28 protein-coding genes are annotated in these 25,790 nt (G+C 68.1%); 14 read left to right on the forward strand and 14 right to left on the reverse strand.

What is annotated here, in order from left to right; all coding sequences use genetic code 11:
• Window positions 1-123 precede the first annotated feature (123 nt).
• On the reverse strand, window positions 124-1,473 hold the full coding sequence (gene nhaA / locus SVA_RS13720; RefSeq protein ID WP_096461755.1) for a Na+/H+ antiporter NhaA: 1,350 nt from the start codon (window positions 1,471-1,473) through the stop codon (window positions 124-126).
• A gap of 121 nt (window positions 1,474-1,594) precedes the next feature.
• Window positions 1,595-2,098, reverse strand: coding sequence for a DUF2141 domain-containing protein (locus SVA_RS13725; RefSeq protein ID WP_096461756.1), 504 nt, complete (start codon window positions 2,096-2,098; stop codon window positions 1,595-1,597).
• Window positions 2,099-2,327: 229 nt separating this feature from the next.
• Between SVA_RS13725 and SVA_RS13730 the strand changes: the two genes are divergently transcribed.
• The 3 genes from SVA_RS13730 (at window position 2,328) to SVA_RS13740 (ending at window position 3,875) form a co-directional block, all read left to right on the forward strand.
• Complete coding sequence (locus SVA_RS13730) at window positions 2,328-2,558, forward strand: CsbD family protein (RefSeq protein ID WP_197703214.1); 231 nt, start codon at window positions 2,328-2,330, stop codon at window positions 2,556-2,558.
• A gap of 107 nt (window positions 2,559-2,665) precedes the next feature.
• A complete protein-coding gene (locus SVA_RS13735; protein ID WP_096461757.1) occupies window positions 2,666-3,103 on the forward strand; it encodes a PRC-barrel domain-containing protein in 438 nt (145 codons plus the stop codon).
• Window positions 3,104-3,275: 172 nt separating this feature from the next.
• Entirely contained in the window at window positions 3,276-3,875 is a 600-nt protein-coding gene (locus SVA_RS13740) for a DUF2959 family protein (RefSeq protein ID WP_169924105.1), read from the forward strand.
• A gap of 47 nt (window positions 3,876-3,922) precedes the next feature.
• Here the strand turns inward: SVA_RS13740 and SVA_RS13745 are convergent, their stop codons facing one another.
• On the reverse strand, window positions 3,923-4,666 hold the full coding sequence (locus SVA_RS13745) for a Crp/Fnr family transcriptional regulator (RefSeq protein WP_096461759.1): 744 nt from the start codon (window positions 4,664-4,666) through the stop codon (window positions 3,923-3,925).
• 267 nt (window positions 4,667-4,933) lie between these two features.
• On the opposite strand from SVA_RS13745, the gene SVA_RS13750 reads away from it, so the two are divergent.
• Both SVA_RS13750 and SVA_RS13755 read left to right on the forward strand, forming a co-directional pair.
• Window positions 4,934-5,659 (forward strand): GGDEF domain-containing protein, encoded by a 726-nt coding sequence (locus SVA_RS13750; RefSeq protein WP_169924106.1) that lies wholly within the window; start codon window positions 4,934-4,936, stop codon window positions 5,657-5,659.
• 621 nt (window positions 5,660-6,280) lie between these two features.
• On the forward strand, window positions 6,281-6,988 hold the full coding sequence (locus SVA_RS13755; RefSeq protein ID WP_096461761.1) for a Crp/Fnr family transcriptional regulator: 708 nt from the start codon (window positions 6,281-6,283) through the stop codon (window positions 6,986-6,988).
• A 39-nt stretch (window positions 6,989-7,027) separates the two neighbouring features.
• Here the strand turns inward: SVA_RS13755 and SVA_RS13760 are convergent, their stop codons facing one another.
• Complete coding sequence (locus SVA_RS13760) at window positions 7,028-8,593, reverse strand: protein adenylyltransferase SelO (protein ID WP_096461762.1); 1,566 nt, start codon at window positions 8,591-8,593, stop codon at window positions 7,028-7,030.
• A 230-nt stretch (window positions 8,594-8,823) separates the two neighbouring features.
• Between SVA_RS13760 and SVA_RS13765 the strand changes: the two genes are divergently transcribed.
• Complete coding sequence (locus tag SVA_RS13765) at window positions 8,824-9,318, forward strand: DOMON-like domain-containing protein (protein WP_148665483.1); 495 nt, start codon at window positions 8,824-8,826, stop codon at window positions 9,316-9,318.
• Window positions 9,302-10,507: an exo-beta-N-acetylmuramidase NamZ family protein gene (locus SVA_RS13770; RefSeq protein WP_096461764.1), complete on the forward strand. Its 1,206-nt coding sequence runs from the start codon at window positions 9,302-9,304 to the stop codon at window positions 10,505-10,507. Before SVA_RS13765 ends, SVA_RS13770 begins: the two co-directional genes overlap by 17 nt.
• Here the strand turns inward: SVA_RS13770 and SVA_RS13775 are convergent.
• A complete protein-coding gene (locus SVA_RS13775; protein WP_096461765.1) occupies window positions 10,504-11,589 on the reverse strand; it encodes an endonuclease/exonuclease/phosphatase family protein in 1,086 nt (361 codons plus the stop codon). The genes SVA_RS13770 and SVA_RS13775 overlap by 4 nt on opposite strands.
• 216 nt (window positions 11,590-11,805) lie before the next feature.
• Here SVA_RS13775 and SVA_RS13780 point away from each other — a divergent pair, with 216 nt between their 5' ends.
• Window positions 11,806-12,258, forward strand: coding sequence for a hypothetical protein (locus SVA_RS13780; protein ID WP_096461766.1), 453 nt, complete (start codon window positions 11,806-11,808; stop codon window positions 12,256-12,258).
• A gap of 52 nt (window positions 12,259-12,310) precedes the next feature.
• Window positions 12,311-14,668, forward strand: coding sequence for a DNA polymerase II (locus SVA_RS13785; protein ID WP_169924107.1), 2,358 nt, complete (start codon window positions 12,311-12,313; stop codon window positions 14,666-14,668).
• 45 nt (window positions 14,669-14,713) lie between these two features.
• Here SVA_RS13785 and SVA_RS13790 read toward each other — a convergent pair whose 3' ends face one another.
• The 4 genes from SVA_RS13790 to SVA_RS13800 are packed head-to-tail and all read right to left on the reverse strand — an operon-like array spanning window position 14,714 to window position 16,379.
• Entirely contained in the window at window positions 14,714-15,232 is a 519-nt protein-coding gene (locus tag SVA_RS13790) for a DUF3106 domain-containing protein (protein ID WP_169924108.1), read from the reverse strand.
• Entirely contained in the window at window positions 15,225-15,470 is a 246-nt protein-coding gene (locus SVA_RS19825; RefSeq protein ID WP_169924109.1) for a hypothetical protein, read from the reverse strand. The genes SVA_RS13790 and SVA_RS19825 overlap by 8 nt, the downstream gene beginning before the upstream one ends.
• Window positions 15,457-15,813, reverse strand: a complete 357-nt coding sequence (locus tag SVA_RS13795) for a hypothetical protein (RefSeq protein ID WP_096461769.1) — start codon at window positions 15,811-15,813, stop codon at window positions 15,457-15,459. The genes SVA_RS19825 and SVA_RS13795 overlap by 14 nt, the downstream gene beginning before the upstream one ends.
• The gene (locus SVA_RS13800) at window positions 15,810-16,379 is read right to left on the reverse strand and encodes an RNA polymerase sigma factor (RefSeq protein ID WP_096462964.1); all 570 of its coding nucleotides are present in this window, start codon (window positions 16,377-16,379) and stop codon (window positions 15,810-15,812) included. Before SVA_RS13800 ends, SVA_RS13795 begins: the two co-directional genes overlap by 4 nt.
• 188 nt (window positions 16,380-16,567) lie before the next feature.
• Between SVA_RS13800 and SVA_RS13805 the strand changes: the two genes are divergently transcribed.
• Both SVA_RS13805 and SVA_RS13810 read left to right on the forward strand, forming a co-directional pair.
• Window positions 16,568-17,554 carry a BPSS1187 family protein gene (locus SVA_RS13805; RefSeq protein ID WP_096461770.1) on the forward strand — a complete coding sequence of 329 codons (987 nt, stop codon included), beginning with the start codon at window positions 16,568-16,570 and terminating at the stop codon, window positions 17,552-17,554.
• A gap of 202 nt (window positions 17,555-17,756) precedes the next feature.
• On the forward strand, window positions 17,757-18,296 hold the full coding sequence (locus SVA_RS13810) for a hypothetical protein (RefSeq protein WP_096461771.1): 540 nt from the start codon (window positions 17,757-17,759) through the stop codon (window positions 18,294-18,296).
• Window positions 18,297-18,317: 21 nt separating this feature from the next.
• Here the strand turns inward: SVA_RS13810 and SVA_RS13815 are convergent, their stop codons facing one another.
• A complete protein-coding gene (locus SVA_RS13815) occupies window positions 18,318-21,176 on the reverse strand; it encodes a M48 family metallopeptidase (protein ID WP_096461772.1) in 2,859 nt (952 codons plus the stop codon).
• A 254-nt stretch (window positions 21,177-21,430) separates the two neighbouring features.
• Here SVA_RS13815 and SVA_RS13820 point away from each other — a divergent pair, with 254 nt between their 5' ends.
• Window positions 21,431-21,874, forward strand: coding sequence for a glutaredoxin domain-containing protein (locus tag SVA_RS13820; RefSeq protein WP_096461773.1), 444 nt, complete (start codon window positions 21,431-21,433; stop codon window positions 21,872-21,874).
• Window positions 21,875-21,886: 12 nt separating this feature from the next.
• Here the strand turns inward: SVA_RS13820 and SVA_RS13825 are convergent, their stop codons facing one another.
• On the reverse strand, window positions 21,887-22,438 hold the full coding sequence (locus tag SVA_RS13825) for a hypothetical protein (protein WP_197703215.1): 552 nt from the start codon (window positions 22,436-22,438) through the stop codon (window positions 21,887-21,889).
• A gap of 460 nt (window positions 22,439-22,898) precedes the next feature.
• Here SVA_RS13825 and SVA_RS13830 point away from each other — a divergent pair, with 460 nt between their 5' ends.
• Entirely contained in the window at window positions 22,899-23,213 is a 315-nt protein-coding gene (locus SVA_RS13830) for a DUF302 domain-containing protein (protein ID WP_197703216.1), read from the forward strand.
• A 25-nt stretch (window positions 23,214-23,238) separates the two neighbouring features.
• On the opposite strand, the gene SVA_RS13835 is transcribed toward SVA_RS13830, so the two are convergent.
• The 3 genes from SVA_RS13835 to SVA_RS13845 form a co-directional block, all read right to left on the reverse strand.
• The gene (locus tag SVA_RS13835) at window positions 23,239-23,652 is read right to left on the reverse strand and encodes a GFA family protein (protein ID WP_096461775.1); all 414 of its coding nucleotides are present in this window, start codon (window positions 23,650-23,652) and stop codon (window positions 23,239-23,241) included.
• Between the two features lie 136 nt (window positions 23,653-23,788).
• On the reverse strand, window positions 23,789-24,472 hold the full coding sequence (locus SVA_RS13840) for a hypothetical protein (protein ID WP_096461776.1): 684 nt from the start codon (window positions 24,470-24,472) through the stop codon (window positions 23,789-23,791).
• A 213-nt stretch (window positions 24,473-24,685) separates the two neighbouring features.
• Window positions 24,686-24,955, reverse strand: coding sequence for a hypothetical protein (locus SVA_RS13845; protein WP_096461777.1), 270 nt, complete (start codon window positions 24,953-24,955; stop codon window positions 24,686-24,688).
• Window positions 24,956-25,068: 113 nt separating this feature from the next.
• On the opposite strand from SVA_RS13845, the gene SVA_RS13850 reads away from it, so the two are divergent.
• Complete coding sequence (locus SVA_RS13850; protein ID WP_096461778.1) at window positions 25,069-25,755, forward strand: alpha/beta hydrolase family protein; 687 nt, start codon at window positions 25,069-25,071, stop codon at window positions 25,753-25,755.
• Window positions 25,756-25,790 lie beyond the last annotated feature (35 nt).

Genomic DNA, 25,790 nt, shown 5'->3' on the forward strand with positions numbered 1-25,790 from the left:
TTACCACACCCACTCTGCACGATAGACAATATTGTCCCCGTTCCGGGGCCACGTTGATACAGATCAAAAAACCATCCAGACGGTCCCCGCTGGGACGGGAACGGACGTCCCGATTGCAAGGCGTCACCCGCGATCCCGGTCGGCTGGCTTTCGGCGCGCGGACAACCACGTCAGCAGCGCGAGGCCGGCCCCCGCGGAGACGGCCGATGCGAGGAAGATGCCCAGTTTGGCGCTGTCGATCAGATCCTTGCTGAACGCCAGGTGGGCGATGAACAGCGCCATCGTGAAGCCGATCCCGGCGAGCAGACCGCCGCCCGCCAGCAAGCGCCAATCGAGATCCGGGGGGCGTATCGCGATGCCCGAACGCACCGCCAGCCAGCCGAACGCCAGCACCCCGACGGGTTTGCCGAGAACGAACCCGACGAACACGGCGAAGGTGATAGAGGCGTCGACGTCGCCCGAAGACAGCGGGAAGCCGGCGTTGGCGAACGCAAAGAGCGGCATGACGACGAAACCGACCCAGGGATGCAGACTGATCTCCAGCCGCTCGACCGGAGACAGCGTTTCGCGCGCCGCGATCTCGGCCACCTGCAGTGTCCGCCGATCCTTCGTGTCGCCGCTTCCCTCGTCACCGGCTGGATGCGCCACCACTCCGCCCAGGATCGCATACAAGCGCTCGTCGCTGACCCATCGGCGGGCCGGCGTCATCAACCCGAGTATCACACCCGTGACCGTGGCGTGGATCCCCGATGAGTCGACGGCGAGCCAGATGACGCCGCCCGCCGCGAAGTAGACCGGAATGCTTCGGACGCCCGTCAGCGCCATGGCGCGCACGACGGCGACGCCAAGCGCGCCCAGGGCGAGCGCGCCCCACGCGATGTGGCTGCTGTAACCGATGGCCACGACCAGAATGGCGCCGATGTCGTCGACGATCGCGAGCGAGAGCATGAACACGCGCAGGCTTTGGGGAACGCGCGATCCCAGGAGCGCGAGGCAGCCGATGACGAACGCGGTGTCGGTGGCCATGACGGTGCCCCAACCCGCCTCGCCCGGCTGGCCCCATTGCAGCATCAGATACAACGCCGCGGGCACGAACATGCCGCCCAGGGCAGCGGCAATCGACAGCGCCGCCATGCGCGGGTTGTTCAGCTCGCCCAGGACCAGCTCTCGCTTGAGCTCCAGGGCGACGACAAAGAAAAACAGCGTCATCAGCCCGTCGTTGATCCAGTCTCTCAGCGAACGGCCGAACTCCAACGGGCCGAACTGAAGACCTATCCGGGTTTCCCAGGCGTCCAGGAAAAGATGGCCCCACGGGGAGTTGGACAGAACCAGGGCAGCGACGGTGAACAACAGAAGAACGGCGCCGCCGGCCGCCTCGATGCGCAAGAACCATGCAAACGGTCGGGTCAGCCGGTCGACAAGCTCCTTCGGCAGTCGAGCGAGATCGGTTGTAGCCGGCCGATCTTCACTCACAGCGACCGGCTCGAAGGCTTTCCAAGAGCCGTGTCTTCCGATAGGCGCGGACGCTCAGGTGCTGCCACCGTTAATGAGTATGCCGGATTGAAGGAAATCTACAGTGTTCACACAACGAGCGTCAGTAATGCAAGCGGATGGTCAGACCCAGGTCGCGCCCGTCGTACAGGAAGCTGGCGGCGGAGAACGAAGGCGCGCCGAACGACGCTTTTGCGTCGTTTGAAAAGCCGTAGCCTTCCTTCGGGACTCCCAGCCAGTTGGTGTCGAGCTCGCCGTTCATATTCTCATCATGAATGGCGGCTATCGCATACGATCCCGGCGGAATGTCTTCAAAGGTGCAGCGCGCTTGTTCGTTGCGAATCTTTATTACCATGACATTCGTTGCCGAGCGCAGAAACTCGGTGGGAAAACCATCGGGTGATTCGAAAAGCGCACACGCTACGGTTCCCGCACTGCTTCTTATGCCCAAAACCTGCACGTGGATGCCTGGGCACAGGGACGGGGTAGAGGCAACCGCGGCAAGATTCCCAAGCAGTAATACGGCAAACCACGCTCCACAGCGAACCCTCGGTGGACCCCGATCCTCCGGACGCAGCGCCGACTTCCGAATGGTCGACTCGTTCATCGAGCTCCCGCGCAAGCTCGCATCTGCCGCAGAAAAACCCGCACGCTCTCGAGCAGCCCGACCGTTCTGTCCAGTCTACCCGCTATTCGAACCGAACGAACTCGTTACACGCGCCGACCCTGGATGATACGGACAAGACGCACGACCGATGGAGAATCGTAAGTCTTACACGGGTGCAAAGCTATGTGCGTCACCGTACAGATCAAGGGTGCCGCCGCGCGCATACTGTGTGGCCAGTTTCAGATCATGGGTTATCCCGCATGAAGTCCGTCGTCCGGAGGCAGTCATAAACACGCATCAGCTCAAAGGTCGAATCAGCCAAGCCAGCGGCAAGGTCAAGGAGATCACCGGCAGGCTTTTCGGCAAGAAGGCGCTGGAGGAGAAAGGACGGGCCGAGAAAACCGGCGGACGAATCCAGGCCGGGTATGGCGACGTCAAGGATGACATCAAGAGACACTGACCCCGCCGGCAATCCGCGATGAACCGCAAACGAGTTCAGTTTCGGAATTTCTTCGGTAGCGGCGCGGAAAGCCCGCGCGCGCAGTCGTGGTGACAGGAGACACAAACATGACCGACCAGGATCGAGACACCAAAGTGGCAGAGCGAGCGACAGACAACGATGTGCGTGGACCCGATATGCGTCACGGGCCTGGACCGGAACTGATGGGCGCCAGCACGCTCATCGGCGACCATGTCCGCAACAAACAGGATGAAGAACTGGGCGACATCAAGGAAATCATGCTGGACACGCGTACCGGCGAGGTCAGTTACGCGGTGCTGTCTTTCGGCGGCTTCCTCGGCATGGGGGACAAGCTCTTCGCCGTGCCGTGGGAAGCATTGACGCTGGATACGGAGCACAAAGGCTTCCTGCTCGACGTTGACAGGGCACGGCTCAAGGACGCCCCCGGATTCGACAAGAGCAAGTGGCCCGACATGTCGGACCCCTCGTGGGTAAAGAGAGTCCGCAGCTACTACGGAAGCGGCACGAGCTCGGACCGCGCCTGAACACTCGTTCTCCCTCGTCGATGGGCTTCTTTCAGGGTGCTCATCGTCGGGCCATTGGGAACTCCACACCGCGCATTTCACCCGATCGCACGATGTATCATGCTCAAGAGCGGAAAAGGGAAATAAAGGAGTCGTCATGGACAGACAAACAAGTTGGGTCGGCGTCATCGTCGTGGTTGCCGTTTCGGTGGCCGGCTGCGCGAGTACGCCGGTCGAGCGCAAAGAAGCGTCCCTGGTCGACCTGCACGACTCGATGGTGGCGATTCGGGGACAGATCGACAAGACGCTGGCGTCGCTCAATGGGCTGACGAGTGCTTCGCCGGACCGCCTCCCCGCGACCTACCAGCAGTTCGCCAAGGACACCGACAAGATCGCGGAACAGGCAGCGACGGTGGACGAGGAATCGCGGCAGCTGCAGACCCGAAGCGCCGAATGGCTCGCGGGTTGGCGGAAGTCGCAGGCGGAGGTGCAGGACCCGGAGCTCAAGGCCTTGAGCGAGAGACGGCACGCCCAGGCCTTGGAGCGCATCCAGAACATCGACCGATCACTTGCGGAGGCGCGCGAGGCGTTCGCGCCCTTCGTTGCGAACCTGCAGGATGTCAAGCAGGTCGTCGGCAACGATCTCACGCCGAACGGCGTCGCGGCCGTCTCAGGCACGGCGGTCGTGCAGAATGCGAATCAAGCCGGCGGCGCCGCCGCACGCGCGCTGGATGCGACGATCGCCGACCTTGAGGTGTTGACGCAGACGCTGACGCCGGTCTCCAGTCGCTGACGGAAACGCCGGCCGTAATGCGGTCGGAGTGGCGCATATGGAAGCCGTTACTCCGACTCTTTGGTCTGGTGCTTGTAGTTTTCAAATCCGCCGAGCAACCGATCGGATTCCTTCTTGACCACCGCGTAGCACTCGCACACGCGCGCCTCCAGCCCGGGCCGATCGGTCACCACGATGTGGCCGCGGCTGTAGCGAATCAGTCCTGCTTCCTGCAGTTTGCCGGCCGCGTGCGTGACGCCTTCGCGGCGCACGCCGAGCATGTTGGCGATGAGCTCCTGCGTCATGGTCAGCTCGTTCGAGGGCAGCCGGTCGAGGCTCAGCAGCAGCCAGCGGCAAAGTTGCTGCTCCACCGAGTGGTGGCGATTGCACACGGCGGTCTGCGCCATCTGGGTGATCAGCGCCTGGGTGTAGCGCAGGAGCAGATGCTGCAACTCCCCGCCGCGAGCGAATTCCTTTCTCAAGACATCGGCCTTCATCCGGTACGCCTGACCGGCGCTCTGCACCACTGCCCGGCTCGGCGTGCTCTCTCCGCCCATGAACAGCGAAATGCCGACCGCCCCTTCATTGCCCACCACCGCAATTTCCGCGGACGCCCCGTTCTGCATCACGTACAGCAACGACACGATGCCATCCGTCAGAAAGTAAACGTGCTGCAGCTCCGTGCCGGATTCGTAGAGCACGCCGCCCAGCGGCAGTGGCACCAGCTCCAGCTGCGGGAACAGGCGCCTGCGATCTCCGGGCGGCAGAGCGCCCAGGACGTGATTTCGATCGGGGTTGTTCGAGTCAGACATTAGGGGTAATCCCCAACAAGTGCCTCGAGGGTAGCGTCGATGGATGCATCGCGGGGTCAAGCGTATCAGAAACGGAACCGCGAAAAGAACGGTCTTTATGCATACTCGCGGGCCGCTCTACTGGTTAACCCTCGGACAGCGCCGCAATCGCGCCCGATTTATCAGAGGCGCGCTATGTGCGATAGCGCACGGACCGAGCGCAACGCCGCCGCTTATCCTGCCCGCCGTATTGGCACGTGCACTCTAATAATCCCGCCGGAGGAAGCCATGGCGCTACGGTCCGCAACCAGCACCCGTGAAGCAACAGCGACAGAAACCCAAACCACGCCTTCATCGCTCGACACCCCACAGCCAGTCCACGCGCCGGCCCGCACGGAACGTGCGCTCAGAGCGATGGAAGAACAGCTCCGGACGGCGCAACAACAGATTGTCTGGCTGAGTGAAGGCAATGCCAGTCTGCGGTGCGAGCTCGCCCTGCTAGCCGACCGGGAGGCTCGGTCCCATCACGATGCCTATCACGACGAGCTCACCTGCCTGCCGAACCGCCGGTTATTGCTGGACCGTCTCAACCAGGCGATCGCCCAGGCCGTGCGCCAGCGCAAGCTGGTCGTGCTGTTGCTGATCGATCTCGATGGATTCAAGGCGGTCAATGACAAACTCGGCCACGCAGCGGGAGACAAACTGTTGCAGACGGTCGCAGAGCGACTGGTCGCATGCATCCGCAGCGCCGACACCGCCTGCCGCTACGGCGGGGATGAATTCGTCGTGATGTTGCCGGAGATCGACGGCGCGGAGTGCTGTGCCAGCGTGGAGCGGAAAATCCGCACGCGCCTGGCCGCGCCCTATTTCGTGGACGGGGTCGAGGTGACGATGACCGTCAGCATCGGCACCGCCGTGTTTCCGGTTGACGCGCCAAATCGCTCGGAACTGTTGAAGCAGGCCGACGTCGCGATGTACCGCGCCAAAACGGGCGACCATGCGCCGACGCGATAAGTGAGACGTTCTCCGTTGGCAGGTCGCCAAACAAGAATGCGCGAAAACGGAATCGCGCCTCGTCCTTCTGATCTCATCGCGTAACGACGCGGTTCGCTACTTGCGTCTTGGCCGAGCCACGGGCGACACCGGCTGGCCCATGTAGCGCAAGGATTCATCCTGTCTGCGTTCGTCTCGCGAGTCGTCCTCATCCTCCTCCGTGCCATCTTTACCATCGCCATCCCGATCGATCGGTGGGGGAGTGCTCTGTTCTTTCCGCGGCGGAGAAGTCGGGGTAACGACGTCCAAGAGTCGGAGCGACAACCCGGCGACTGACATCGGTGGCTTTCGGTCGTATTCGGGTTGGTCCATATGTGCTACTCCCGTCACTGCACGCGGATAAGCGGCGGTCGCGCATGAAGCGCCGTGCGCCGGGATGAGCGATGCCCGTGACGTTACGCCGAAGGCGGCCGCGGCTCTGTACGGTCGCGCACAGAGAGAGCATAAAAATTCCCCGGCTCCCCGGACGAGGGTGGCATGCGGGTGTATAGTGTGTCGACCAAGCAGACTTGAACTCGACATCGGGATCGGCCTCGCCCTCCCTCCTTGTGCCGTCTTGGTAAAGCAGGCGAAGGAGATCCCATGTCATCCCTGAAGCGTGCCCCTCCCGCGAATCGTCTGATCGCCGCCCTCCCACGCGCTGACCGTCAGCGAGTACTGACGAAGTGCAAAGCCGTCGAACTGACGTATGCCGAGGTGCTGTGCGAGCCGGGCCAGCGCATCGAACACGTTTACTTTCCCACCAGCGGCCTGATTTCCCTGCTGACCCCGGTCGATCGTCCTCCCGGCGTGGAAGTGGGCATGGTCGGGCGCGAGGGGGTCGCCGGGATGCCGCTGTTCCTGGGCGTGAACATATCGTCGGTGCGCGCGCTGGTCCAGGGTTCGGGCAGCGCATTGCGCATGACCGCCGCGTCGTTTCGAGGTCAGACCGCCCGCAGCTCGGGCTTGCGACGGGAGCTGAACCGTTATCTTTACAGCTTCATCGTGCAAGTGTCGCAGACCGCCGCCTGTAACAGCCGCCATCAGCTCGGGCCGCGTCTCGCGCGCTGGCTCTTGATGACGCATGACCGCGCGCAGTCGGATCGGTTTTACCTGACGCAGGAGTTCCTCGCACAGATGCTGAGCGTACAACGGGCCGGCGTCACCAGGGCAGCGAGCCTGCTGCAGAAAAAGAAACTGATCAGCTACAAGCGTGGCCACATCACGGTGCTCGATCGCCGCGGTCTCGAACGCGCAGCCTGCGCGTGCTATCGCGCGGTCAACAAAATCTGCGGCAAGCTCCCGCATTGACCCTCTGACGTACGAACACCGCGTTTCGGCAGTCGCGGCTCACGAGCTGCAGGACAGCATCGAGCAGCCCGCCCGGTTCCGCGCCCAGTCGGGCCGGCGCTGCGCGAAGCGTTCCCGCCCCGGCTGTTCGTCGTACGGCCGGCGCAGCAGATCCAGCAGCTCGTGGATGCCGGCGTAGTCGCCCGCCTCTGCCCGGTCGATCGCCTGCTGGGCGAGGTAGTTGCGCAGCACGTAACGGGGGTTGGCGGCGTGCAGGCGCGCGCACCGCTCGGCGTGAGGCGTCCCGTCCTCGCGCGCCCGGGCGACATAGCGCGACAACCACTCGTTGAAGGGGCCTACGGCCGCCTCTCGTTTCCGTTCGTCGTAGAACGCCTCCGCGAACGGCGCGAGCGAGGGCGCGGCGAGATCGAGGTCCGCGAGCCCCCGGAAGAAGAGCGTCATGTCGACCTCGGCGGAATGGAGCAGCGCGTAGAGCGCGTGCATGAGCTCGAGGTCGTCGTCGCGGCACGCGATCAGTCCCAGCTTGCGCGCGACGTTGTCGCGGTCGGCCGCGGTGTACGTCGTCACGAAGCGCTCGAGCCCCGACTCCAGCGCTTCGGTGTCGCCGAAGGCCGGCACCAGCGCGTTCGCGAGCTGCGCGACGTTCCAGTAGGCGATCTGCGGCTGGTTGCCGAAGCGGTAGCGGCGGCCCTGGGCGTCGGTGGTGTTCGGCGTCCAGTCGAGATCGAAGTCGTCGATCCAGCCGTACGGACCGTAGTCGATGGTGAGGCCGAGGATCGACATGTTGTCCGTGTTCATCACGCCGTGCACGAAGCCGACGCGCATCCACGCCGCCACCGTCCGCGCGGTGCGCTCGCACACCTGGCCGAACCACTCCGCGCGCACCTCCGGGCTCCCGGGGTCGCCGCCGAGCTCCGGAAAATCCCGCCGGATCGTGAAGTCGATGAGCTCGTTCAGCAGCGCGACGTCCCCGCGCGACGACGGGAGCTGGAAGCTGCCGAAGCGGATGAACGACGGGGCGACGCGGCAGACGACGGCCCCGGGCTCGGGCACCGGATTGCCGTCGTAGAACATGTCGCGAACGACCTGCTCACCGGTCGTCACCAGGCTCAGCGCCCGCGTGGTCGGCACGCCGAGGTGGTGCATGGCCTCGCTGCACAGGAACTCGCGGATCGAGGAGCGCAGCACCGCGCGGCCGTCCGCCATGCGCGCGTACGGCGTCGGACCCGCACCCTTCAGTTGCAGTTCCCAGCGCTCGCCCGCCGCGCCGAGCACCTCGCCCAGCGTGATGGCCCGCCCGTCGCCGAGCTGTCCCGCCCAGACGCCGAACTGGTGGCCGCCGTAGTTCGCCGCGTACGGCTCCATTCCGTCCAGCAGCGCGTTGCCGCCGAACACCTGCGCGAACTCCGGCGAAGCGAGGTACGCGGCATCCAGCCCGAGCGCGTCGGCCATCTCCCGGGAGTACGCGACCAGCCGCGGGGCGGCCACCGGCGTCGGGTGGACCCGGGAGTACAGCGCGCGGTGCACCTGCCGCCGCTGCGTACCGGTTTCGGGATCGCCGGGCAGGTCGCGCACGAAGGCGTTGTCGAAGCGAAGGGTCGGCATGGGAAAAGGAATCCGGCAAGCATGGCTCGAAGGACCGGTCATTCAACCTCATCGCCTGGAGCGCGCGCAACCGCCTTCGCCCCGCATGCGGGCGAGCGCCATCTATATATATCCGCCGGCGCCGCGGTTTTGGTACGCTTTCGCCGATGCCGGCCCCTCGGGTCCATTCGTTCGCGCTGACGCCTCATCCGGCAACGCCAAGCCGGGCGGTGCGCGCCGTCGGGGGCCGCGTGTCCCCGGTACCGGGTGGCATGCTCGTGACGTATGTCCTCGAAGGGGACCTCGATCGGGTGCGCGTACCCGAGACGAAGGCGCCAGGCTTCGCCGACGACCTCTGGCGCCACACCTGCTGCGAAGCCTTCGTCGCCGTTCGCGGCGAACCCGGTTACTGCGAGTTCAACTTTTCGCCTTCGGGCGAGTGGGCGGTCTACCGGTTCAAAAGGCCCCGGGAACGACAGGACCTCGATGCCGGCTGCGATCGCGAGGCGCTCGATCCGCACGTCACCGTCTGCCGAAGCGGAGACAGGCTCGAGCTCGACGCGGTGATGCGACTCGACCGCCTGTCGCCGGGCTGCCTCGGCGCACACGTCAGGCTCGGGCTCTCCGCCGTCGTCGAGGATCGCGACGGCGCGCTCTCCTACTGGGCGCTCCGCCATCCGCTCGACGCGCCCGATTTCCATCACCCCGAGGCATTCGCCCTGGAGCTCGATGAAGTTCGGGATTGACCGTCTGCTGGAGGACGCCCGGCTGCGCAGGCCGCTCGCGGGCCGGCGCGTGGCGTTGCTTGCGCACCCCGCATCGGTCACGCGCGAGCTCGTGCACGCGCTCGACGCGCTGGCCGCCCTCGGCGACGTCCGGCTCACGGCCGCCTTCGGTCCCCAGCACGGGCTGCGGGGCGACAAGCAGGACAACATGATCGAATCGCCCGACTACACCGATCCGGTCCACGGGATCCCGGTGTACAGCCTGTACGGCAAGGTCCGCCGGCCGACCGACGCGATGATGGACAGCTACGACGTGCTCCTCGTCGATCTCCAGGACCTCGGCTGCCGCATCTATACCTTTATTACGACGCTCCGCTACGTCCTCGAAGCCGCGGCGGCGCACCGCAAGGCCGTGTGGGTGCTCGACCGGCCGAACCCCGTGGGCCGCCCGGTCGAGGGTGTCACCCTGCGCGCCGGCTGGGAGAGCTTCGTCGGCGCCGGACCGCTCCCGATGCGTCACGGGCTCACCCTGGGCGAGCTCGCGAAATGGTTCATGCGTTCGCTGCGCCTCGACGTCGAGTGCGAGGTCGTGACGATGGAGGGCTGGAAGCCCGAAGCGGGACCCGGATACGGCTGGCCGCTCGGCGAACGCACCTGGATCAACCCGAGCCCCAACGCGCCGAACCTCTGGATGGCGCGCTGCTACGCGGGCACCGTGATGCTCGAAGGGACGACGCTGTCGGAGGGCCGGGGCACGACGCGCCCGCTCGAGTTGTTCGGCGCGCCGGACCTCGCGCCGCGAGAGCTGATCGCCCGCATGCAGGCGCTCGCGCCCTCGTGGCTGCGCGGCTGCCGGCTGCGCGAGTGCCGGTTCGAGCCGACCTTCCACAAGCACGCGGGCGCGCTCTGCGCCGGCATCCAGATCCACGTCGACGACCCGGCCTACGCGCACGAGGCGTTCCGGCCGTGGCGGCTGCAGGCCCTCGCGTTCAAGGCGCTGCGGGCCCTGCGCCCGGACTATCCGCTGTGGCGCGATTTTCCCTACGAGTACGAGCACGACCGGCTCGCGATCGACCTCATCAACGGCACGGAGCGGCTGCGCGAGTGGGTGGACGACACCGAGGCGACCCCCGCCGATCTCGATGCGCTCGCTTCGCCCGACGAACAGGCGTGGCGCGCGGAACGCGACGCGGTCCTGCTCTACCGCTAGTCTCCGGCGGGCGGGGGCCCTGACCGCTCCGCCTCCCGCCCCGCCCTGATTTTCCGGTCGGCCTCCTCGCGATCCTCCGCGCCGGCGGAGGGCTCCTCCTGCACCGTCGCGACATCGGGTCGAAACGCGAGCCGCACGAAGAACGGGAAGTGATCCGACCCGAACGCGGGCAGGCGCCGCAGCTCCGCCACGAGGAAGTGGTTGGAGTGGAAGACGTGATCGAGCGGCCAGCGCATCAGCGGGATCCGGGCGTGAAAGGTATTGAACATGCCCCGCCCCTTCCGGGGATCGAGCAGGCCGCTCGTTTTCTGAAAGAGCGTGGTGGTGTACGACCAGGCGACGTCGTTGAGGTCGCCGGTGACGATCGTGGGCGCATCCCGGTCCTTGACCTCGCGCCCGACGATCAGCAGCTCGGCATCGCGCGGGGCGGACGTCTCCGCCTCGGTCGGCGACGGCGGCTCGGGGTGAATGCAGTACAGCCACGCGGCCGCGCCGGAGCGCAGCCGTATGCGCATGTGCATGGACGGAACGCCCTCCCGCACCAGAAACCGGATCTCGGGATCGACCAGCGGCAGCCGCGAGTACAGCAGCATGCCGTAGCGATTGTCGCGCGGGTCCTTGACCGCGTACGGATACGACGCTTCCAGCGCGCGCATCCGCTCTTCCCACCAGGCGTCGGGCTCGAGCAGCAGAACGACGTCCGGCCGGTAGGCGCGGACGAGGTCGAGCAGCCGGCCGGATTCACGATTGCCCATGAGCACGTTCGCCACGAACAGGGCCAGCGTCTCCTCGGGTCGGAAATCGCGCGCGGCGATCACCTCCTTGGGGGCGACCGGCGTGTAGGGATAGATGCGATGGACCTGGATCAGCAGGGCCGGAAGGAGGACAGCGAGCGCGAGCGCTCCGCTCCCGGCGCGCAGGTCACGGAAGCAGACGAGCGCGGCGAGCGCGACGAGACCGAGCGCGAGTATCTGCAGGCGCGGAAAGTCGAAGACCCGGATCCACCAGGCCTCCCTGCGGATCAGCGGCAGGTACGACGCCGCCGCGACGACGGCGACGAGCATCAGGACGACCGCCTTCATGCTGGCACGGGCACGGCCTCGGAGCCTTTTCGTCACCCATTTGATCGCAGGCACGTCGCGGAAAGTAGAGGCGGAGCCTCGGGAATCCGCCCCGCCCTCGACGAGGGCTTTGTTTCGATACGCGCCGCCGACGCGTTTGCGCGTGTGCCGGCCGTGTTTGGGCGCCGCCCGGCAACCGGATACGATGTCCTTCGTGCAACGAGCGGTACGACGGCAGTGAGCGAGGACGAGCAGCGCCCGGAACCGTCGAAGGCGCCTTACGTGCATCTGCGGCGCGCGGCGCCGAAGCGGCGACCTCTGCGGCTCCTGGCGCCGCTCGTCTTCGCCGCGATCGTCGCGCTGATCCTCTACGACCGGGTTCCGGCCGTGCGAACCGCGGTCGACCGTATCGTGCGGCCGGCCGAGCACCAGGCACGCGAGGTCTGCCAGCAGACCGCGCTCGCGGCCGCCTCGGAGCCGCGCTATGCGCGCGTCGTGGCGCCCGGCGAAGTGCACCGGACGGGCGGCGCGTACTACGTGGAGCGCGTGGTGATCGGCGAGATGGGCGCCGACGGCAACGAGAGCCGCTTCACCTACAACTGCTACGTCGATCCCGCGGGCGCGCTCATCCGCGGCGCACGCGGCGCCCCGCCCGCGTCGGCGCCGGCCGCCTCGGAAAACCCGCCCTGAGCCGCCCCGCGACCTCGCGGCCGGCGCCCTCATGGCGCAAAATGACGGCCGCATGAAAGTGCGCGGCTTCATTCTTCAGGCGAGCTACCGGGTCGTTACCGAGCCGGACGGGCGTCGCGTCCCGGTCGTCCACCTCTACGGTCGTCTCGAGGACGGGGGCACGTTCCTGGTCCGGGACGATCGCCAGCGGCCGCACTTCTATATTCGCGCCGATCAGGCGGCCGCCGCTCGCGCGGTCGGGGCCCCGGAACCCGAGCCGAGCGACAAGCGCACGTTCGGCGGCCTCCCCGTCTGCCGGGTCGCGGTCGAAACGCCTCCGGACGTCCCCGGGCTCCGGGACCGCCTGCAGGCCGCCGGCATCGACACCTTCGAGGCCGACGTGCGCTTCGCCGTCCGCTACCTGATCGAACGGGGCATCAAGGGAGGCTGCGAGATCGAGGGCGACGGCGTTCCGGGGACCGGCATCGCCTGGGTCTTCGACAACCCGACGCTTCGCCCGGCCGCGGTCGACGTGGAGCCCCGCGTCCTGTCCTTCGACATCGAGACCGACGGCAAGGGGGAGCGGCTGCTCGCGATCTCGCTTTACGGGCCCGGCGTCGACGAGGTGCTGATCGTGGACGGCGGCGACCGGCCGATGCCCGAGCGCGCGACCCGCTGCAAGGACGAGCTCGCCGCATTCGACGCCTTCACGGACCGCATCCGCCGGCTCGATCCCGACGTGCTGACGGGATGGAACACCGTCGACTTCGACCTGACCGCCCTGCAGCGCATCGCCACGCGCCTGCGGCATCCGTTCAACCTCGGCCGCGAGCCCGGGCCGCTGCGCATCCGCAAGGCCGAAGGGTATTTCGGCAGCGGCCAGGCCACGATCCCCGGGAGGCTGGTGCTCGACGGCATCGACCTGCTGCGCGGCGCGTTCGTGCGCATGGACGACTACTCGCTGGACGCCGTGGCGCGCGAGGTGCTCGGCGAGGGCAAGGCCGTCGCCGGCGAGGTGCGCGACCGCATCCACGAGATCATGCACAACTACGAGCACGATCTCCCCGCCTTCGCGCTCTACGCGCGCACCGACGCGCGCCTCGCCTACGAGATCGTCCGGAAGCTCGACCTCGTGCGGCTCGCCTTTGCGCGCAGCCGGCTGACCGGCATGACACCGGATCGGGTGGCCGCGAGCATCGCCTCCTTCGACTTTCTCTACCTGACGGAGCTGGAGCGCCGGCGCCTCGTGACGCCGACCGTGCGCTCCGACGACGCCAGCGTCCACGCGGCCCAGCAGGGCGGCCACGTGCTCGAGCCGGTCACGGGCCTGCACCGCCATGTCTGGGTGTTCGACTTCAAGAGCCTGTACCCGAGCATCATCCGCACCTTCAACATCGATCCGGTGGCCTACGTCGCCGAGCCCTCGCCGGGCGCCGACCTGATCGAAACGCCCGGCGGGCGGTTCCGCCGCGAGCCGGCCATCCTGCCGAGCATGCTCGACGAGCTCTTCCCGCGGCGCGAGGCGGCGAAGAAGGCCGGCGACGACGTGGCGGCCAACGCCATCAAGATCCTGATGAACTCGTTCTACGGCGTGCTCGGCACGCCCGCCTGCCGCTTCCACAACCCGGCGCTCGCGAACAGCATCACCGGCCTCGGCCGGCATCTGCTGCAATGGTCGAAACAGTGGTTCGAGGCGGCCGGGTTCAGGGTACTCTACGGGGACACCGACAGCCTGTTCGTCCTCTCCGGCATCGACGACCCGGAGACCGCCCGCGCCCGGGGACCGGAGCTCGCCGCCTCCCTGAACGACGAGCTCGCCCGCTACATCGGCGAGCGCTGGCGCGTGCCCAGCCGGCTGGAGCTCAAGTTCGAGAAGCTGTACCTCAAGCTGTTCCTCCCGCGCGTGCGCCACGGCACCGGCGGCGCGCGCAAGCGCTACGCCGGCCTGCTGCACGGCGGGGGCGCGGACAGCGTCGAGTTCGTGGGCATGGAAGTCGTGCGCCGCGACTGGACCGCGCTCGCCAAGGAGGTGCAGCGCGAGCTGTATCAGCGCCTCTTTTCCGACCGGTCGGTGAACGAATACCTGGCGGACGTGGTCAAGCGGGTGCGCCGCGGCGACCTGGACGAGGCGCTGGTCTATCGAAAGAACCTGCGCAAGGACACGGGCGAGTACACGGCCACGACGCCGCCGCACGTGGTCGCCGCGCGCAAGATGACGCAGCCGCCGGGACGCCTGATCAGCTACGTCATGACCACCGCCGGACCGGAGCCGCTCGACAACGTGCAGCACCCGCTCGACCGCGAGCACTACGTCGTCAAGCAGGTGAAGCCCGTCGCCGAACCGGTGCTCGCGACCCTGGGGCTCGACTTCGAGCGCGTGATCGGCGACAGCCGTCAGCTGGACATGTACGCACTCCTCGGGGCTGAGTGAACCGCGTACCGGTCGCCCTGATCGGCGACTTCGAGGAACCGCCGATCAGGGATCCGACGGCGAACCGTTCCGATCGGCGCCGCGCCCGCTGGCGCGCGCCCGTTCCTCCGGCGCCATGGACCGAAAACGCTCGCGCGCCCGCTCGCGCTCCTCGGGCGTCATCTCCTGCCAGCGCTCGCGCAGCGCGCGCCGCCGCTCCGGCGGCAGGTTCCGGAAACGATCGTAGGCCGCGCGCACGCGCGCCTGCTCGTCCGGGGACAGGTTGCGGAAGCGCTCGTAGCGCTCGCGCGCCCGGGCCCGCTCCTCGGGCGTCATCTTCTGCCAGCGGGCGAAGCGATCGCGCGCCTGGTCCCGTTCCTGCGGCGTCATCTGCTGCCAGCGGTGCGCGCCCTGCAGCAGCCGCTGCTGGCGCTCGGCCGGAAGCGAGTTCCATTGATCGCGGAAGCGGTTCAGCACTTTTTGCTCCTGCGCGCTCAGCTGATCCCAGGATCGGGGCTGCGCCTCCTGGGCGCCCGCCGCGGCGGGCAGTACCAGCGCGAGTACCAGCAGTAGTCGCCTAATCACGATGCGTCTCCTTGGAACCGCGCGCGCCGTCGGCGCGCGGTTCGCGGTCGGGTAAGGATTCGTCCCAGGGGCCCGTCGCCGTCTCCCAGCTGCCGAGGAACTCGAGCAGGTCGAGCGAGGGCGACGCCTCGGCGGGCGGCGCGACGGCGTCCTTCGGCGGACGGCGCGCGTCTCCCGCATCGGCGGGCCCGCCGAGCACGAGTGCGATCAGCCCGAGCCACGCCTCAGCCCGCTTCATGCAGCGCGACCCACTGGTAGAACTCGAGATCCGCGTAGAACTCCGGTCCCTCCCCGGCGGCCAGCAGCTCGAGATCCTCCGCGGCGAGAACCGGAAGGTGGCGGGGCTGGGCCATCCACAATGCGACCGCGACGCCGAGCGCCAGGCCCGCGGCCACGGCCCCGACGGGAAGCCACCACGCCGCGCGGCCGGGCGTGCGATCGCGGTTCGCCTCTTCCGCCCGGCGCCAGGCCTCCGCGCGTGCGTGCCGCAACCGCGTCAGGGTCTGCGCGTCCAGGTTTCGCGCCGCACCGTCGAGCAGGCGCTTCGCGCCCTGCTCCATCGTCCGCTCTTCGTCGCTCATGGCCAGTGGTCTCCCAGCGACTCGCGCAAGGCATGCACGGCGCGCGAGTAGTGCGTCTTGACGCTGCCTTCCGAACATCCCATCGCTCCCGCGGTCTGCGCCACGTCGAGCCCTTCCCACGCGCGAAGCAGGAAGACCTGCCGCTGCCGCGTCGACAACCGTTCGAGGGCCCGCGCCAGGGCGCTCAGAGCGCGGTGGTTGGACGCCTCTCTCGCCGGGTCCGGGCTGCCGGGATCGGGCAGGTTGTGCAGCGGGTCCTCGCCCGTGGCCTCGTCGCGCGCCAGCCAGACGCGCCAGCGACGACGCACGCCCGTGCGCCGTCGCCAGTCCCGGATGCGGCTCTGCAGCACGGTGTGGAACAGCGCGCCCCATTCCTCCTCCGGCCGGCCGGCATAGTGACGGATCATGCCGAACATCGCCTCCTGCACCACGTCGAGCGCCTCGTCGGTATCGCGCGTGGCGAAGCGCGCAATAATGAAAGCGCGTCGCTCGACACCGGCGAGAAAGCGGTCCAAGGCCTGTTTGCGGTTCAGCGTCCGCCTCCCGGGATCGAGCCTTTTTGTCATCGCGCCGCGCGCATTGTCTGGGTAATTCCCCGCCCGCGCGAGCGCGTACCTCATAACGGACCATAACGCGCTTCCTCCCCGTCCGTTGACGGCGGCCGGAAGGCCGGCTCGGCGCATCGGCGACGCGGGCCGTCGGGACCGGGAGCGATCGCGGCGATGCCGATCGACGAACACGCGAGAAGAAGCGAATGACGGATTCTTTCTGGCGAAAGGCGGCGTTTGCCCTGGTGCTCGCCGGGGTGCTGCAGGGATGCGGCGGGGGCGGCGACTCGCAGAGCGCCGCGCCGGCATCCCCCCGCCCGCTGGCCGTCGTCCCGGCGCCCCGGGAGATCACGCCGAGCGCCACCGACCCCCGTATCGTCGAGGACGACGCGCATCTCGCCTCCCTGGCCACGGACGTACCGCGGGCCGGCAAGCTCTTCGTGTTCCTGCCGGGCACCGGAGGCGCGCCACGGCACTATACCTACGTCATCCGGACGGCCGCCGCGCAGGGTTACCACGCGCTCGGCCTCGCCTACGTGAACGACCGCTCGGTCGGTCTGCAAATCTGTGCCGGCACCGCGGACCCGGACTGTCCCGAGCAGGTGCGACTCGAGATCCTCGACGGCACCGACCGCAGTCCGCTCGTCGACGTCGACCGCGCCAACTCCATCGAGAACCGGCTGATCATGCTCCTGCGTTACCTGGCGGCGAACCACCCGGACGAAGGCTGGAGCGGCTTTCTCGACGACGCGGGCGGGCTCCGGTGGGACCTCATGGCGTTCGCCGGCCACTCGCAGGGCGCCGGGCACGCGGCGATGGCGGGCAAGCTCCATCTCGTGCATCGCGTGGCGCTCTTCTCCGGCACGGAACCCGCGGCCTGGACGCTGCAACCGCTCGCGACGCCGGCCGATCACTTCTACGGTCTCGTGCACGATCTCGAGGAGCTGTACGCCGACATCGGGGCGTCGTGGCAGAACCTGGGTCTCCCCGGCGCCCTGACGAACGTCGACGGCGGCGCGCCGCCTTACGGCGGATCGCATCGGCTCCAGACGCGCGTCGCGCCCGCGGGCACGTCGTTGTCGGAGGGTCTCGGCTATCACAACGCCGTGGCGGTCGATTACGCGACCCCGCTCGGCGCCGACGGCGAGACGCCGGTGCTGCAGCCCGCGTGGATTCGGATGATCGGTCCGTGAGCGCGTTCGGCCGTCGCCCTCTTGCGCGCTCCCCGGTCCGCACGCTTGCGCGGCATTGGTGAAAACCCGCAGTCGTCGCGACCGGGGGTCCACCGCGGCGCGCCGCCCGTCCAGTCGCGCGGCGCCGCCCCGCACCCGCGTGAATAATTAAGGAGTGGATCGGGTATCCGCAGGGACGGGAGTCGTGACGGGAAGGAGCCTGTTGAAGCATGTCGCCTCGATGGCCTCCGGCATCCTCATCGGTGCCGCGGCCACCCTTGTGGCAATCAGCTGGCAGGAAGAGAAGCTGCGCTTCGAGCTCAGCCCGCCCGCCGTGTTCGGCGACATCGTCTTCCAGAATCTCCGGCTCACCAACGACGGCTGGAACCCGGCGACGAACGTCAAGGTGTACGTGACCCACCCCGACATCGCGGCGCGGAACGTGCAGTCCTCGCCTTCCTTCAACCTTCGAACCGACGATGCCGGCATGCTCGGCGGCTACGACCGCGTGCGTCGCGGCGAGATCGCGACGCTCACCTTTTCCTTCAAGGGCGCGCCGATCGCCGCTTCGATGATCGCGATCAAGTCGGACCGCAGCATCGCGCGGCCGCAGGTCGGAGACCGGGGCGCGCTCAGCCTGGTTTCCTTCCTGCTCGGCGCGTGCCTCGGCGTGCTGCTGCTTCTCGTCCCCGTCTACCGTGCCTTGCGCCGGTGGCTGGAGCGGCCGAGGGCTCTCGTCGCCGGCAAGGATCCCGCGCGGTAGCACCGCGCACGGCGAGGCGCGTTACTGCCGGGACTGCGCGATCGCCTGCCACTCCGCCGCATGGGGCGCGTTCTGGCGGTCCCATTTGGCGTGGGCGACGATCACCTGGTTGCGCTCCGCTTCGTTCTTGATCAGCTCCAGGACCTCCGACGGCGCGCGGTCGCCCGCTCCGGACAGCACGCGGCGCGTGGCGCCGCCGCTCTTGGTCTTCACGCTCTTGGGCGGCTCCTTGAAGAAGACATCGGCCGACGACGTGATCCAGCGCGGCGCGCCGAGGAAGCGCGGCGGCCGTTCGGTCGCCGACCCGTAGACCGCCGTCCATTCGACGAGCGGCGCGGCGCCGGCCACGTTGTAGACGTAATGCTGCGAGCGCCCGATGAGCTCGGGCCGGAACTGCTCGATGAGTCGCCCGTCCAGCGACCGCGCGGCGACCGTTGTCGCCTCGTCCAGCCGGACGTCGATCTGCCTGGCGGCGAAGGGCGCGACCGTGACCTGCTGCCCGGCGACGCTCACCTTCACCGGCGCCCCGAGCCCGTTGTAGACGCTGAGGATCGCGGTGGTGCCGGCCAGACTTCCGAGGCCGAGCACCGTTCCGACGATCGCGCCGGCGACGACCAGCCGGGCCAGCGTCGGAACGACGCCGTCGGCGATCTGGAAGCGGTCCCACCAGCCGAGCCGCTTCTGGCGCTTGCGCTCCTGCCCGGCCACCAGGGTGCGGTACTCGCGCGGCACGCGGCTCGGCGCGGCGGCGGCCTCCGGCGTGCTTCCCTCGCGCAGGTGCCGCGCCACCTCGTCTTCGGCCAGCAGCAGCTGCTCGAGCGCGGCGGTGTTGAGCGCGCCGAGCGCGCCGCCCGTGCTGTCGACCCAGCCGTCGATCACCCGCAGCCAGTCGTTGATGTTCTCCTTGGATGCCGGCGGCAGCTTGAGCTCCTCGAGCATCGCCGGCCATCCGCTGACGCCGAGCCGCGCGCACAGCGATGCATCGAGATGCACGTGCGGCTTCTGCGCGTGGATGTCGGCCAGCACCTCCTGCAGCACGTTGGCCACGGCGATGACGCGCTTCAGCTCTCCGCCGCTCACCTTTCCGTCCGCGGTCACGACCGCGAGCACGTTGCCGAGCAGGCCGTGCGCGTCGCGCAGATCGGCGAGCGCGTGCTCGGCGTAATGGAGAATGCCGATCAGACCGAGCAGGTACTCCTTCCAGCCGGCGCCGAGCTCGCCGGCCGCCGCGAGGTGCGCGCTGCGGCAGTGGCGATCGTGCGTCAGGATGCGCTCGCGCACCCGCTCCTCCTCCTGAGCGACCTGCCGGATCGCGGCCGGCAGCTCGCGCCGCGAGATCTCGCGGCCGCGATGGACGATCTTGCCGCCGACCGCCTGGTACACCCTGTCGCGCAGGGCCTCGAGGGTCCCGCGCTCTTCCGAGAGCTCGCGCAGCTTCGCGAGATCGCTGGCGAGCTGGGCCGGGTACAGCATGTCGAGCGCCTTGCGCACGTCGGCGCGCTGCAGCGCCTTCTCGTACAGCTCGTCGGAACGCGCCACGTGCCGCGTCAGCGGCCGTCCGAGATAGGCGCCGCGGTAGCGCGGCTCGTACTGCTTGCGCGCGTACCGCTCCTCGACGGCGCGGATCGTTTCCTCCGCGGAAGCCGGCTTGGCCTCGTGCTTGCCGAGGAGCTGCGCGGCGACCTTCGCCTTCACCGCCGCCGGATTGTCGAACAGCAGCCAGGCGCTGCGTCCGTCGTGCGGCGCGGGCAGGTACTGCCTCTTGGCGTTGGCCTCGCGATCGGCGTTGGCCGGGTGCGTGGACCACATCTGTGGCGGCTGCGCGAAGCTCGACTTGAAAACGCGGTGCGCCTGCGGGTTGTCCGAGGCGGCACGGGGCACGCGCCCGTAGGTCTCGTCGTCGAGGATGCGCGCGATCTTCTCGATGATGAGCGTGTGCACCGCGAAGAGATCGTGCGGGGCCCTGCCCTCCCGCAGTTCGGCGCCCACGAAGCCGAGCGTCTGGCTCCAGGCGTCGTCGGCGGCGTGCAGCTTGTGCAGCGCGTGAATGAGCTCGTCGCTGCCGGTGAGCGACACGGCGACGAGGTCCGCCTGGAACTCCATCTGCCGCGACAAGGCGCGCTGGGCCAGGACGACGACGCTCAGCAGCGTGTCCATGAGCGAGCGGATGGACCAGACGATGAGCGACAGCAGCCAGCCGATCCAGGCGATACGCAGGTCGATGCCGGAGAGGAACTTCAGAAACTTGTCGAGCGCGTCGCGCCTGGCCACGAGGTGCCCGGCGATCTGCTGCGCGATGTAGACCCAGCTGCCGATCGCCATCGACCGCTGCGCGAAGTGCCCGAACTCGTGCGCGAGCACCGCCTTGATCTCGCTCAGCGTCAGCACGTTGACGAGGGCGAGCCCGATCTCGAGGTTCTTGCGGGAGGGAAAGAGCAGGTTGAGCACCGACAGGTCGTAGAAGACCGCGGCGTTCACGCGCGCGGACAGATAGACCCGCTTCGGCCGCGGCGCGCCCGCCTCGTCGGCGAGGCGGTGCAGGAACTCGAACAGGCGCGGCTGCTCGGCGGGGGTGACCTCGACCGCGTCCGGCGCGCCGCCCCGCTGGATGAACACCAGCGCCTTGAGCATGAAGACCGCGAGAAAGGCCGCGCTGCCGCCCACGAGGTAGTGCATCAGCGCATCCGGGCTGCCGGCCACCGCTTCGCCGATCATCCGCCAGGCCGTCCAGACGAACCAGCCGGCCAGCGCGACGTAGAGCGCCACGAACAGCGCGAGGCTGGCGAGCGCCAGCCAGGCCCGCTGCTTGTAGGTGAGTGTGGGCCGAGTCAGCTCGGCCGGAACCGCCTGAGGGCCGGATGGATAGAGGTCGTTCGTCATCGGAATCTCCCTTGAACCGCAGAAACGCGGGTCGACGCTCCCGCTTTGCTTCCACTCCTTATTAAAGGTCCCGGGCTCGCCGCCGGCTGGAATCGTTCCAGGCGGCATTCGGGGACTTTCGGTTGAGTATAGATAGCGAAGAACCGACCGTGTGCCCGGGGCGGGCTCGCCGGGCGGCGCCGGCGACGCCTGCGGGGAAATGAACGGGTCGGGGTCGCCCGCGCGAGGACGCGCGGTTTCTATAATTATCGGTAATGAACCCGCTCGCCAAAACACGCGCGCGCCTGCTCGGAGTCGCGCTCGTTCTGGCTCTGGTCCTGCTCGGCTTCGACCGCTACGCCGCCTACGCCCATCGCCCCGGACCCGATTCCACGCAGATCGTCCTCTACACGACCGCATGGTGCGGCTACTGCGAGCGGCTTCGGGAGGGTCTGCGCGCGAGCAACGTCCCGTACAGGGAATACGACGTCGAGAAGACGCTGCAGGGGTCGCTCGGCATGTGGGCGCTGCGCGGCCGCGGCGTGCCCGTGTCGGCGATCGGGCCGGAGGTCGTCCACGGGTACCAGGTCGCGAAGATCGAACGGGCGCTGCGCGCCCTCGGGCACGACTTCACGCCTTTCGCGTCCATCGAGTCGCGCGGGTCCGCGTCGACCGGTGCGCCTCCGGACGCCGGCTCCGTCCGCGCGAAAGCGCGGTAGAACCCGGCTCGCTCAGATCTTCCGCGAGTCGTACGCCCAGTGCAGCAGCGCCTGCCGCTGTCGCCGGCGACAACCGAGGTCACGGGGCTCGCAATGCTTTCTGATCTGCGCGATGTGCCGGCCCATCGCCCGCCAGCGCCGGATCTGGCGCTCGTCGTCCGCGCAGCGGCGGCCCATGTAGTAGCGGCAGTACCACTGGAACCAGCCGCGCGGGTCCTCGGGGTAGATCCAGCCCTTCCTGCGCCAGTACGACAGCGGCTTCGAGGCGTTCACGCCGAAGTAGTTGATCGCCGCATCGTGCCGCTCGGGGCACAGCTTCGCGCGCTCGAACCAGTCCTTCGGAAACTCCCGGGCGCAGTCGGTCATGTACTTGCCTCCGAAGACGCCGAGCCGGAGCATCTGCTTGGGCGTCAACTCCGGCCGGAAATCCGGATGAAACCGGCGCCCCACGGGCTCGGTGAGGAAGTACGCGTAGCCCTTCTGCATGCGGTCGCGGACCACCACGCGCCTGCGCAGCAGCGTTCGCGAGCGGGACGGGCGGCGCATTACCTTTTCACTCGACATGGCAACGAGATCGTTATGAGCCGGATCGGGTTCCGGTCAGCACGATCGACGGAGAACGCTTCGATGTCGATTTTACCCGGCGTCGGCGGCTCTGCGCTGGATGTCATTTTTCGCCCGAGGCGAGGGTCATCTCTCGTAGTGACGCCGGAGCGGCCGCGTCATCCCGGAAGCTTGCGCGAAATGTCAGGGCATTGCCGCAAGATGTCCGACGACGCCCGGTCGGGTGTAGAGTCCCGGGTCGAGCGCCACGGAAGGCACCCGTCCGTGCCGTCTCGCGCCGAAGCGCTCAGAAGAAGGAGACGTCATGACAGTTCGAAGAAGAATGTTGAGCTACCTCGTCGTTTAGCTCGGTCTCGGACCCACTCTTGCCGATGCAGACAACGGGCTGATCGCAGTCCGGAGCGCAGGCAACGTCGAGCAGACGACGCAACGCCTCCAGAAGGTGCTGAAGGAGAAAGGGGTGAACATCGTGGCGACCGTCGATCACGCCGCCGCGGCCTCGAAGGCCGGGATGAAGCTTCGGCCGACGCGCGTGGTGATCTTCGGCAATCCCAAGGCCGGCACCCCGCTGATGCAGTGCGCCCAGACGATCGGCATCGACCTGCCGCAGAAGGCGTTGATCTACGAGGACGACAAGGGTCAGACGTGGATCGCCTACAACGACGTCGCGTATCTCGCGAAACGCCACGACATCGGCCAGTGCGGGGAGTCGGTCGAGACGAACGCGAAGGCGCTGAAGGGCCTCATCGGCCAGGCGGCGGGCGGCTCATCATAGTCCTGCGCCACGGCGAGGTTGCATTTCAGCTTTCGTATTCCTGGTGGACCGGCAGCTCCTCGCCGCCGCAGGACCAGCTCGCGCGCGAGCCCCAGAAGATGCGAGCTTGCGGTCGGATCGAGGGCTCGCTGTCGAGCGAGCCGGCCGGAATGACGATGAAGCCCGTCTCCTTCACGTAGCGGGGCAGCCGCGCGCCGCAGACGCCGCAGAAGCAGTTGGCGAAGCGCTGCGCCTCGGGAACCTTGTAGTACCGGACGTGCTGTTCGCCCTGGAGCCAGTCGATGGAGCCGGTCTGGACGAGCAGGTTGGATGCATGACCGGTGCCGGTCGCCTTGCGGCAGCGTTTGCAGTGGCAATGGTAGAACTTCGAAGGCTGGCCGCCGATCTCGTAGCGCACCGCGCCGCAGAGGCAGCTGCCGCGGAGTACCGTGTCGTTCATTCGAAGGTTCCCATAGAGAGGCTCCCCATTCTCGGCGAACAGGGAACCGGGCGGCAACCGGTGCGGCGGACGAGCGCCCCGAGTCGACTCGACAGGCAACCGCGATCCGCCGGGCGCGCGCCGCCTCGGTGTGCCCTCACTGCCGGTCGCCGGACAGCGTCAGCGTGTCGCCGGTGGCGAGGTCGTGGAGCTCGATGGTTCGCGAGCGACGCTGTCCCTGCGCGTCGATCTCGTAGACGTGGCGCTCGGTCGAGATCGGCGCGCCCAGGAAGGAGATCTGGGTCTCGACCGCGAAGTGGGCCCGCCCGCCGCCCGCCTCGGTCAGTCGCCACGTGACGGTCGACGCCTCGCCGTCCGAGTTGCCCAGTCCGGTGTAGCTGCCGACGGGACCGGAAGCGCCGATCGCGGCGGTCGGCGGAATCGCGCTGACGGACGTGGCCACCGAAACGCCGCCCAGCGAATCGCTCAGCCCCAGCAGCAGGGGGCCCGCGGGGTCGGGCGAGAAGTAGGCGACGGTGACGGCCTCCACCGACTCGTTCGTCGTCGTGTTCGTGATCGCGTATTCGGATCGAACCGGGACGGCGCGCTGGCCGTTGAACTCCGTCGCCGGCTCGGTGGTCTCCGTCAATTCGACGGCGAAGGCGCCGCCCTCGGAGTCGCTTCCGCTCAGCGCGTACTTCTCGGTGTGGCCGGCCGTCAGGAACTCGCGGGGCAGGCTCGGGAAGTCTCCGGCGGCCAGCCCGATCCCGGGGAATTGAATCGCGACCAACACGGTCGACAGCACGAACCGGGCGGCCGTCCTGCTCGCCGATAGAAGCATATCGGTTCTCCGTAACCGTGCCCGTCAGTAAAGGGCAGCGCGTCGTGCGATACAAGCGTCTCGCCGGTGATCCCCTTGTTCGACTGAAGGAACCGGCGGGCGCGCCGTCTCGAGATCATCGCGGGAACACCTCCCGGCCTCCTGGGCGCTGCGTCGTGCTCGACAGGAAGGTCGACCTGCTGCGCGCCAGAACCTGACGCGCGCGGTCCGGGCTCACGTTTCGTACCGCTCACTCGTGCGCGGGGCATTCGGCGCCTGCTCGTCCAGCGACTGCCGGTACCTGACGCAACCGCGCATGAACTCCGGCCATTCCGGCACGACCGGCAGGGGATCGGTCTGCTCCGGCAACAGTCCCCAGAGCGACGGGTGGTGCCAGCACAGCTCGTGGCGGCTGCTGTCGCGGTGTCTGCGGATTCCTTGCCGGAGCTTCTTGGTCTCGACGATCAGCTCCTCGCGCGTCATTCGATCGAGGTCCTCGTCCATCACGGCCCGCCTCCGCGTGTTTACGATCGTCTGACTCCCGTCGACCGACGCGGTTCGCACAACCGCGGTCGGCCTACAATGGCTCCTCGTACGGATGGCATAGGGCGAATGGCATGAGAACCCGTGAACCCGAGCAGGTGACGATCGCCGTCGACACGGATCGGCGCGTGTCCGGCCTGCTGCGGGTTCCGGCGGACGCGCGCGCCTGCTGCGTCGTCGCGCACGGGGCCGGCGCGGGCATGATGCATCCGTTCATGGCTTCGCTGGCCGAGGGACTCGCGGAACGCCGCGTCGCCACGCTGCGCTATCAGTTTCCCTACATGGAGCGCGGCGCGAAGCGTCCCGACGCGCCGGCGGTCGCGCAGGCCACGGTGCGTGCCGCCACCGCAGCCGCGTCGCGCCTGGTGCCGGACCTCCCTCTCGTGGCGGGCGGGAAGTCCTTCGGCGGTCGCATGACCTCGCAGGCGCAGGCTGCGTCGCCTCTGGCCGGCGTCCGCGGCATCGCCTTCCTCGGGTTCCCGCTTCACGCCGCCGGCCGGCCGTCGGACGAGCGCGGCCGGCACCTCCTGGACGTGCATATCCCGATGCTCTTTCTGCAGGGAAGCCGCGACCGGCTCGCGGACCTGCAACGCCTGCGCCCCCTCGTCGGCCGGCTGGGCGCACGGGCGACCTTGAGGGTCTTCGACGACGCGGACCACTCGTTTCACGTGCCGGCGCGGTCCGGAAGCAGCGACGCGGACGTGAGAGCGCGGATGCTGGATGCGCTGGCGGACTGGATCGCGCTCGTGTCCGGCCCGTAACTGCCGAGAAACGGTCGTGGCGGGCGCACCATCGG

Origin of the sequence: Sulfurifustis variabilis (genome assembly GCF_002355415.1) — a bacterium.
Lineage (GTDB): Bacteria > Pseudomonadota > Gammaproteobacteria > Acidiferrobacterales > Sulfurifustaceae > Sulfurifustis > Sulfurifustis variabilis.

Coding starts and splice junctions, on each gene's coding strand:
- SVA_RS13725 (WP_096461756.1), bottom strand. CDS start 2,098: ATGAACGAGTCGACCATTCGGAAGTCGGCGCTGCGTCCGGAGGATCGG.
- SVA_RS13735 (WP_096461757.1), top strand. CDS start 2,666: ATGACCGACCAGGATCGAGACACCAAAGTGGCAGAGCGAGCGACAGAC.
- SVA_RS13745 (WP_096461759.1), bottom strand. CDS start 4,666: ATGTCTGACTCGAACAACCCCGATCGAAATCACGTCCTGGGCGCTCTG.
- SVA_RS13750 (WP_169924106.1), top strand. CDS start 4,934: ATGGCGCTACGGTCCGCAACCAGCACCCGTGAAGCAACAGCGACAGAA.
- SVA_RS13755 (WP_096461761.1), top strand. CDS start 6,281: ATGTCATCCCTGAAGCGTGCCCCTCCCGCGAATCGTCTGATCGCCGCC.
- SVA_RS13760 (WP_096461762.1), bottom strand. CDS start 8,593: ATGCCGACCCTTCGCTTCGACAACGCCTTCGTGCGCGACCTGCCCGGC.
- SVA_RS13770 (WP_096461764.1), top strand. CDS start 9,302: ATGAAGTTCGGGATTGACCGTCTGCTGGAGGACGCCCGGCTGCGCAGG.
- SVA_RS13775 (WP_096461765.1), bottom strand. CDS start 11,589: ATGAAGGCGGTCGTCCTGATGCTCGTCGCCGTCGTCGCGGCGGCGTCG.
- SVA_RS13785 (WP_169924107.1), top strand. CDS start 12,311: ATGAAAGTGCGCGGCTTCATTCTTCAGGCGAGCTACCGGGTCGTTACC.
- SVA_RS19825 (WP_169924109.1), bottom strand. CDS start 15,470: ATGAAGCGGGCTGAGGCGTGGCTCGGGCTGATCGCACTCGTGCTCGGC.
- SVA_RS13795 (WP_096461769.1), bottom strand. CDS start 15,813: ATGAGCGACGAAGAGCGGACGATGGAGCAGGGCGCGAAGCGCCTGCTC.
- SVA_RS13800 (WP_096462964.1), bottom strand. CDS start 16,379: ATGACAAAAAGGCTCGATCCCGGGAGGCGGACGCTGAACCGCAAACAG.
- SVA_RS13805 (WP_096461770.1), top strand. CDS start 16,568: ATGACGGATTCTTTCTGGCGAAAGGCGGCGTTTGCCCTGGTGCTCGCC.
- SVA_RS13815 (WP_096461772.1), bottom strand. CDS start 21,176: ATGACGAACGACCTCTATCCATCCGGCCCTCAGGCGGTTCCGGCCGAG.
- SVA_RS13820 (WP_096461773.1), top strand. CDS start 21,431: ATGAACCCGCTCGCCAAAACACGCGCGCGCCTGCTCGGAGTCGCGCTC.
- SVA_RS13825 (WP_197703215.1), bottom strand. CDS start 22,438: ATGTCGAGTGAAAAGGTAATGCGCCGCCCGTCCCGCTCGCGAACGCTG.
- SVA_RS13835 (WP_096461775.1), bottom strand. CDS start 23,652: ATGAACGACACGGTACTCCGCGGCAGCTGCCTCTGCGGCGCGGTGCGC.
- SVA_RS13840 (WP_096461776.1), bottom strand. CDS start 24,472: ATGCTTCTATCGGCGAGCAGGACGGCCGCCCGGTTCGTGCTGTCGACC.
- SVA_RS13845 (WP_096461777.1), bottom strand. CDS start 24,955: ATGGACGAGGACCTCGATCGAATGACGCGCGAGGAGCTGATCGTCGAG.
- SVA_RS13850 (WP_096461778.1), top strand. CDS start 25,069: ATGAGAACCCGTGAACCCGAGCAGGTGACGATCGCCGTCGACACGGAT.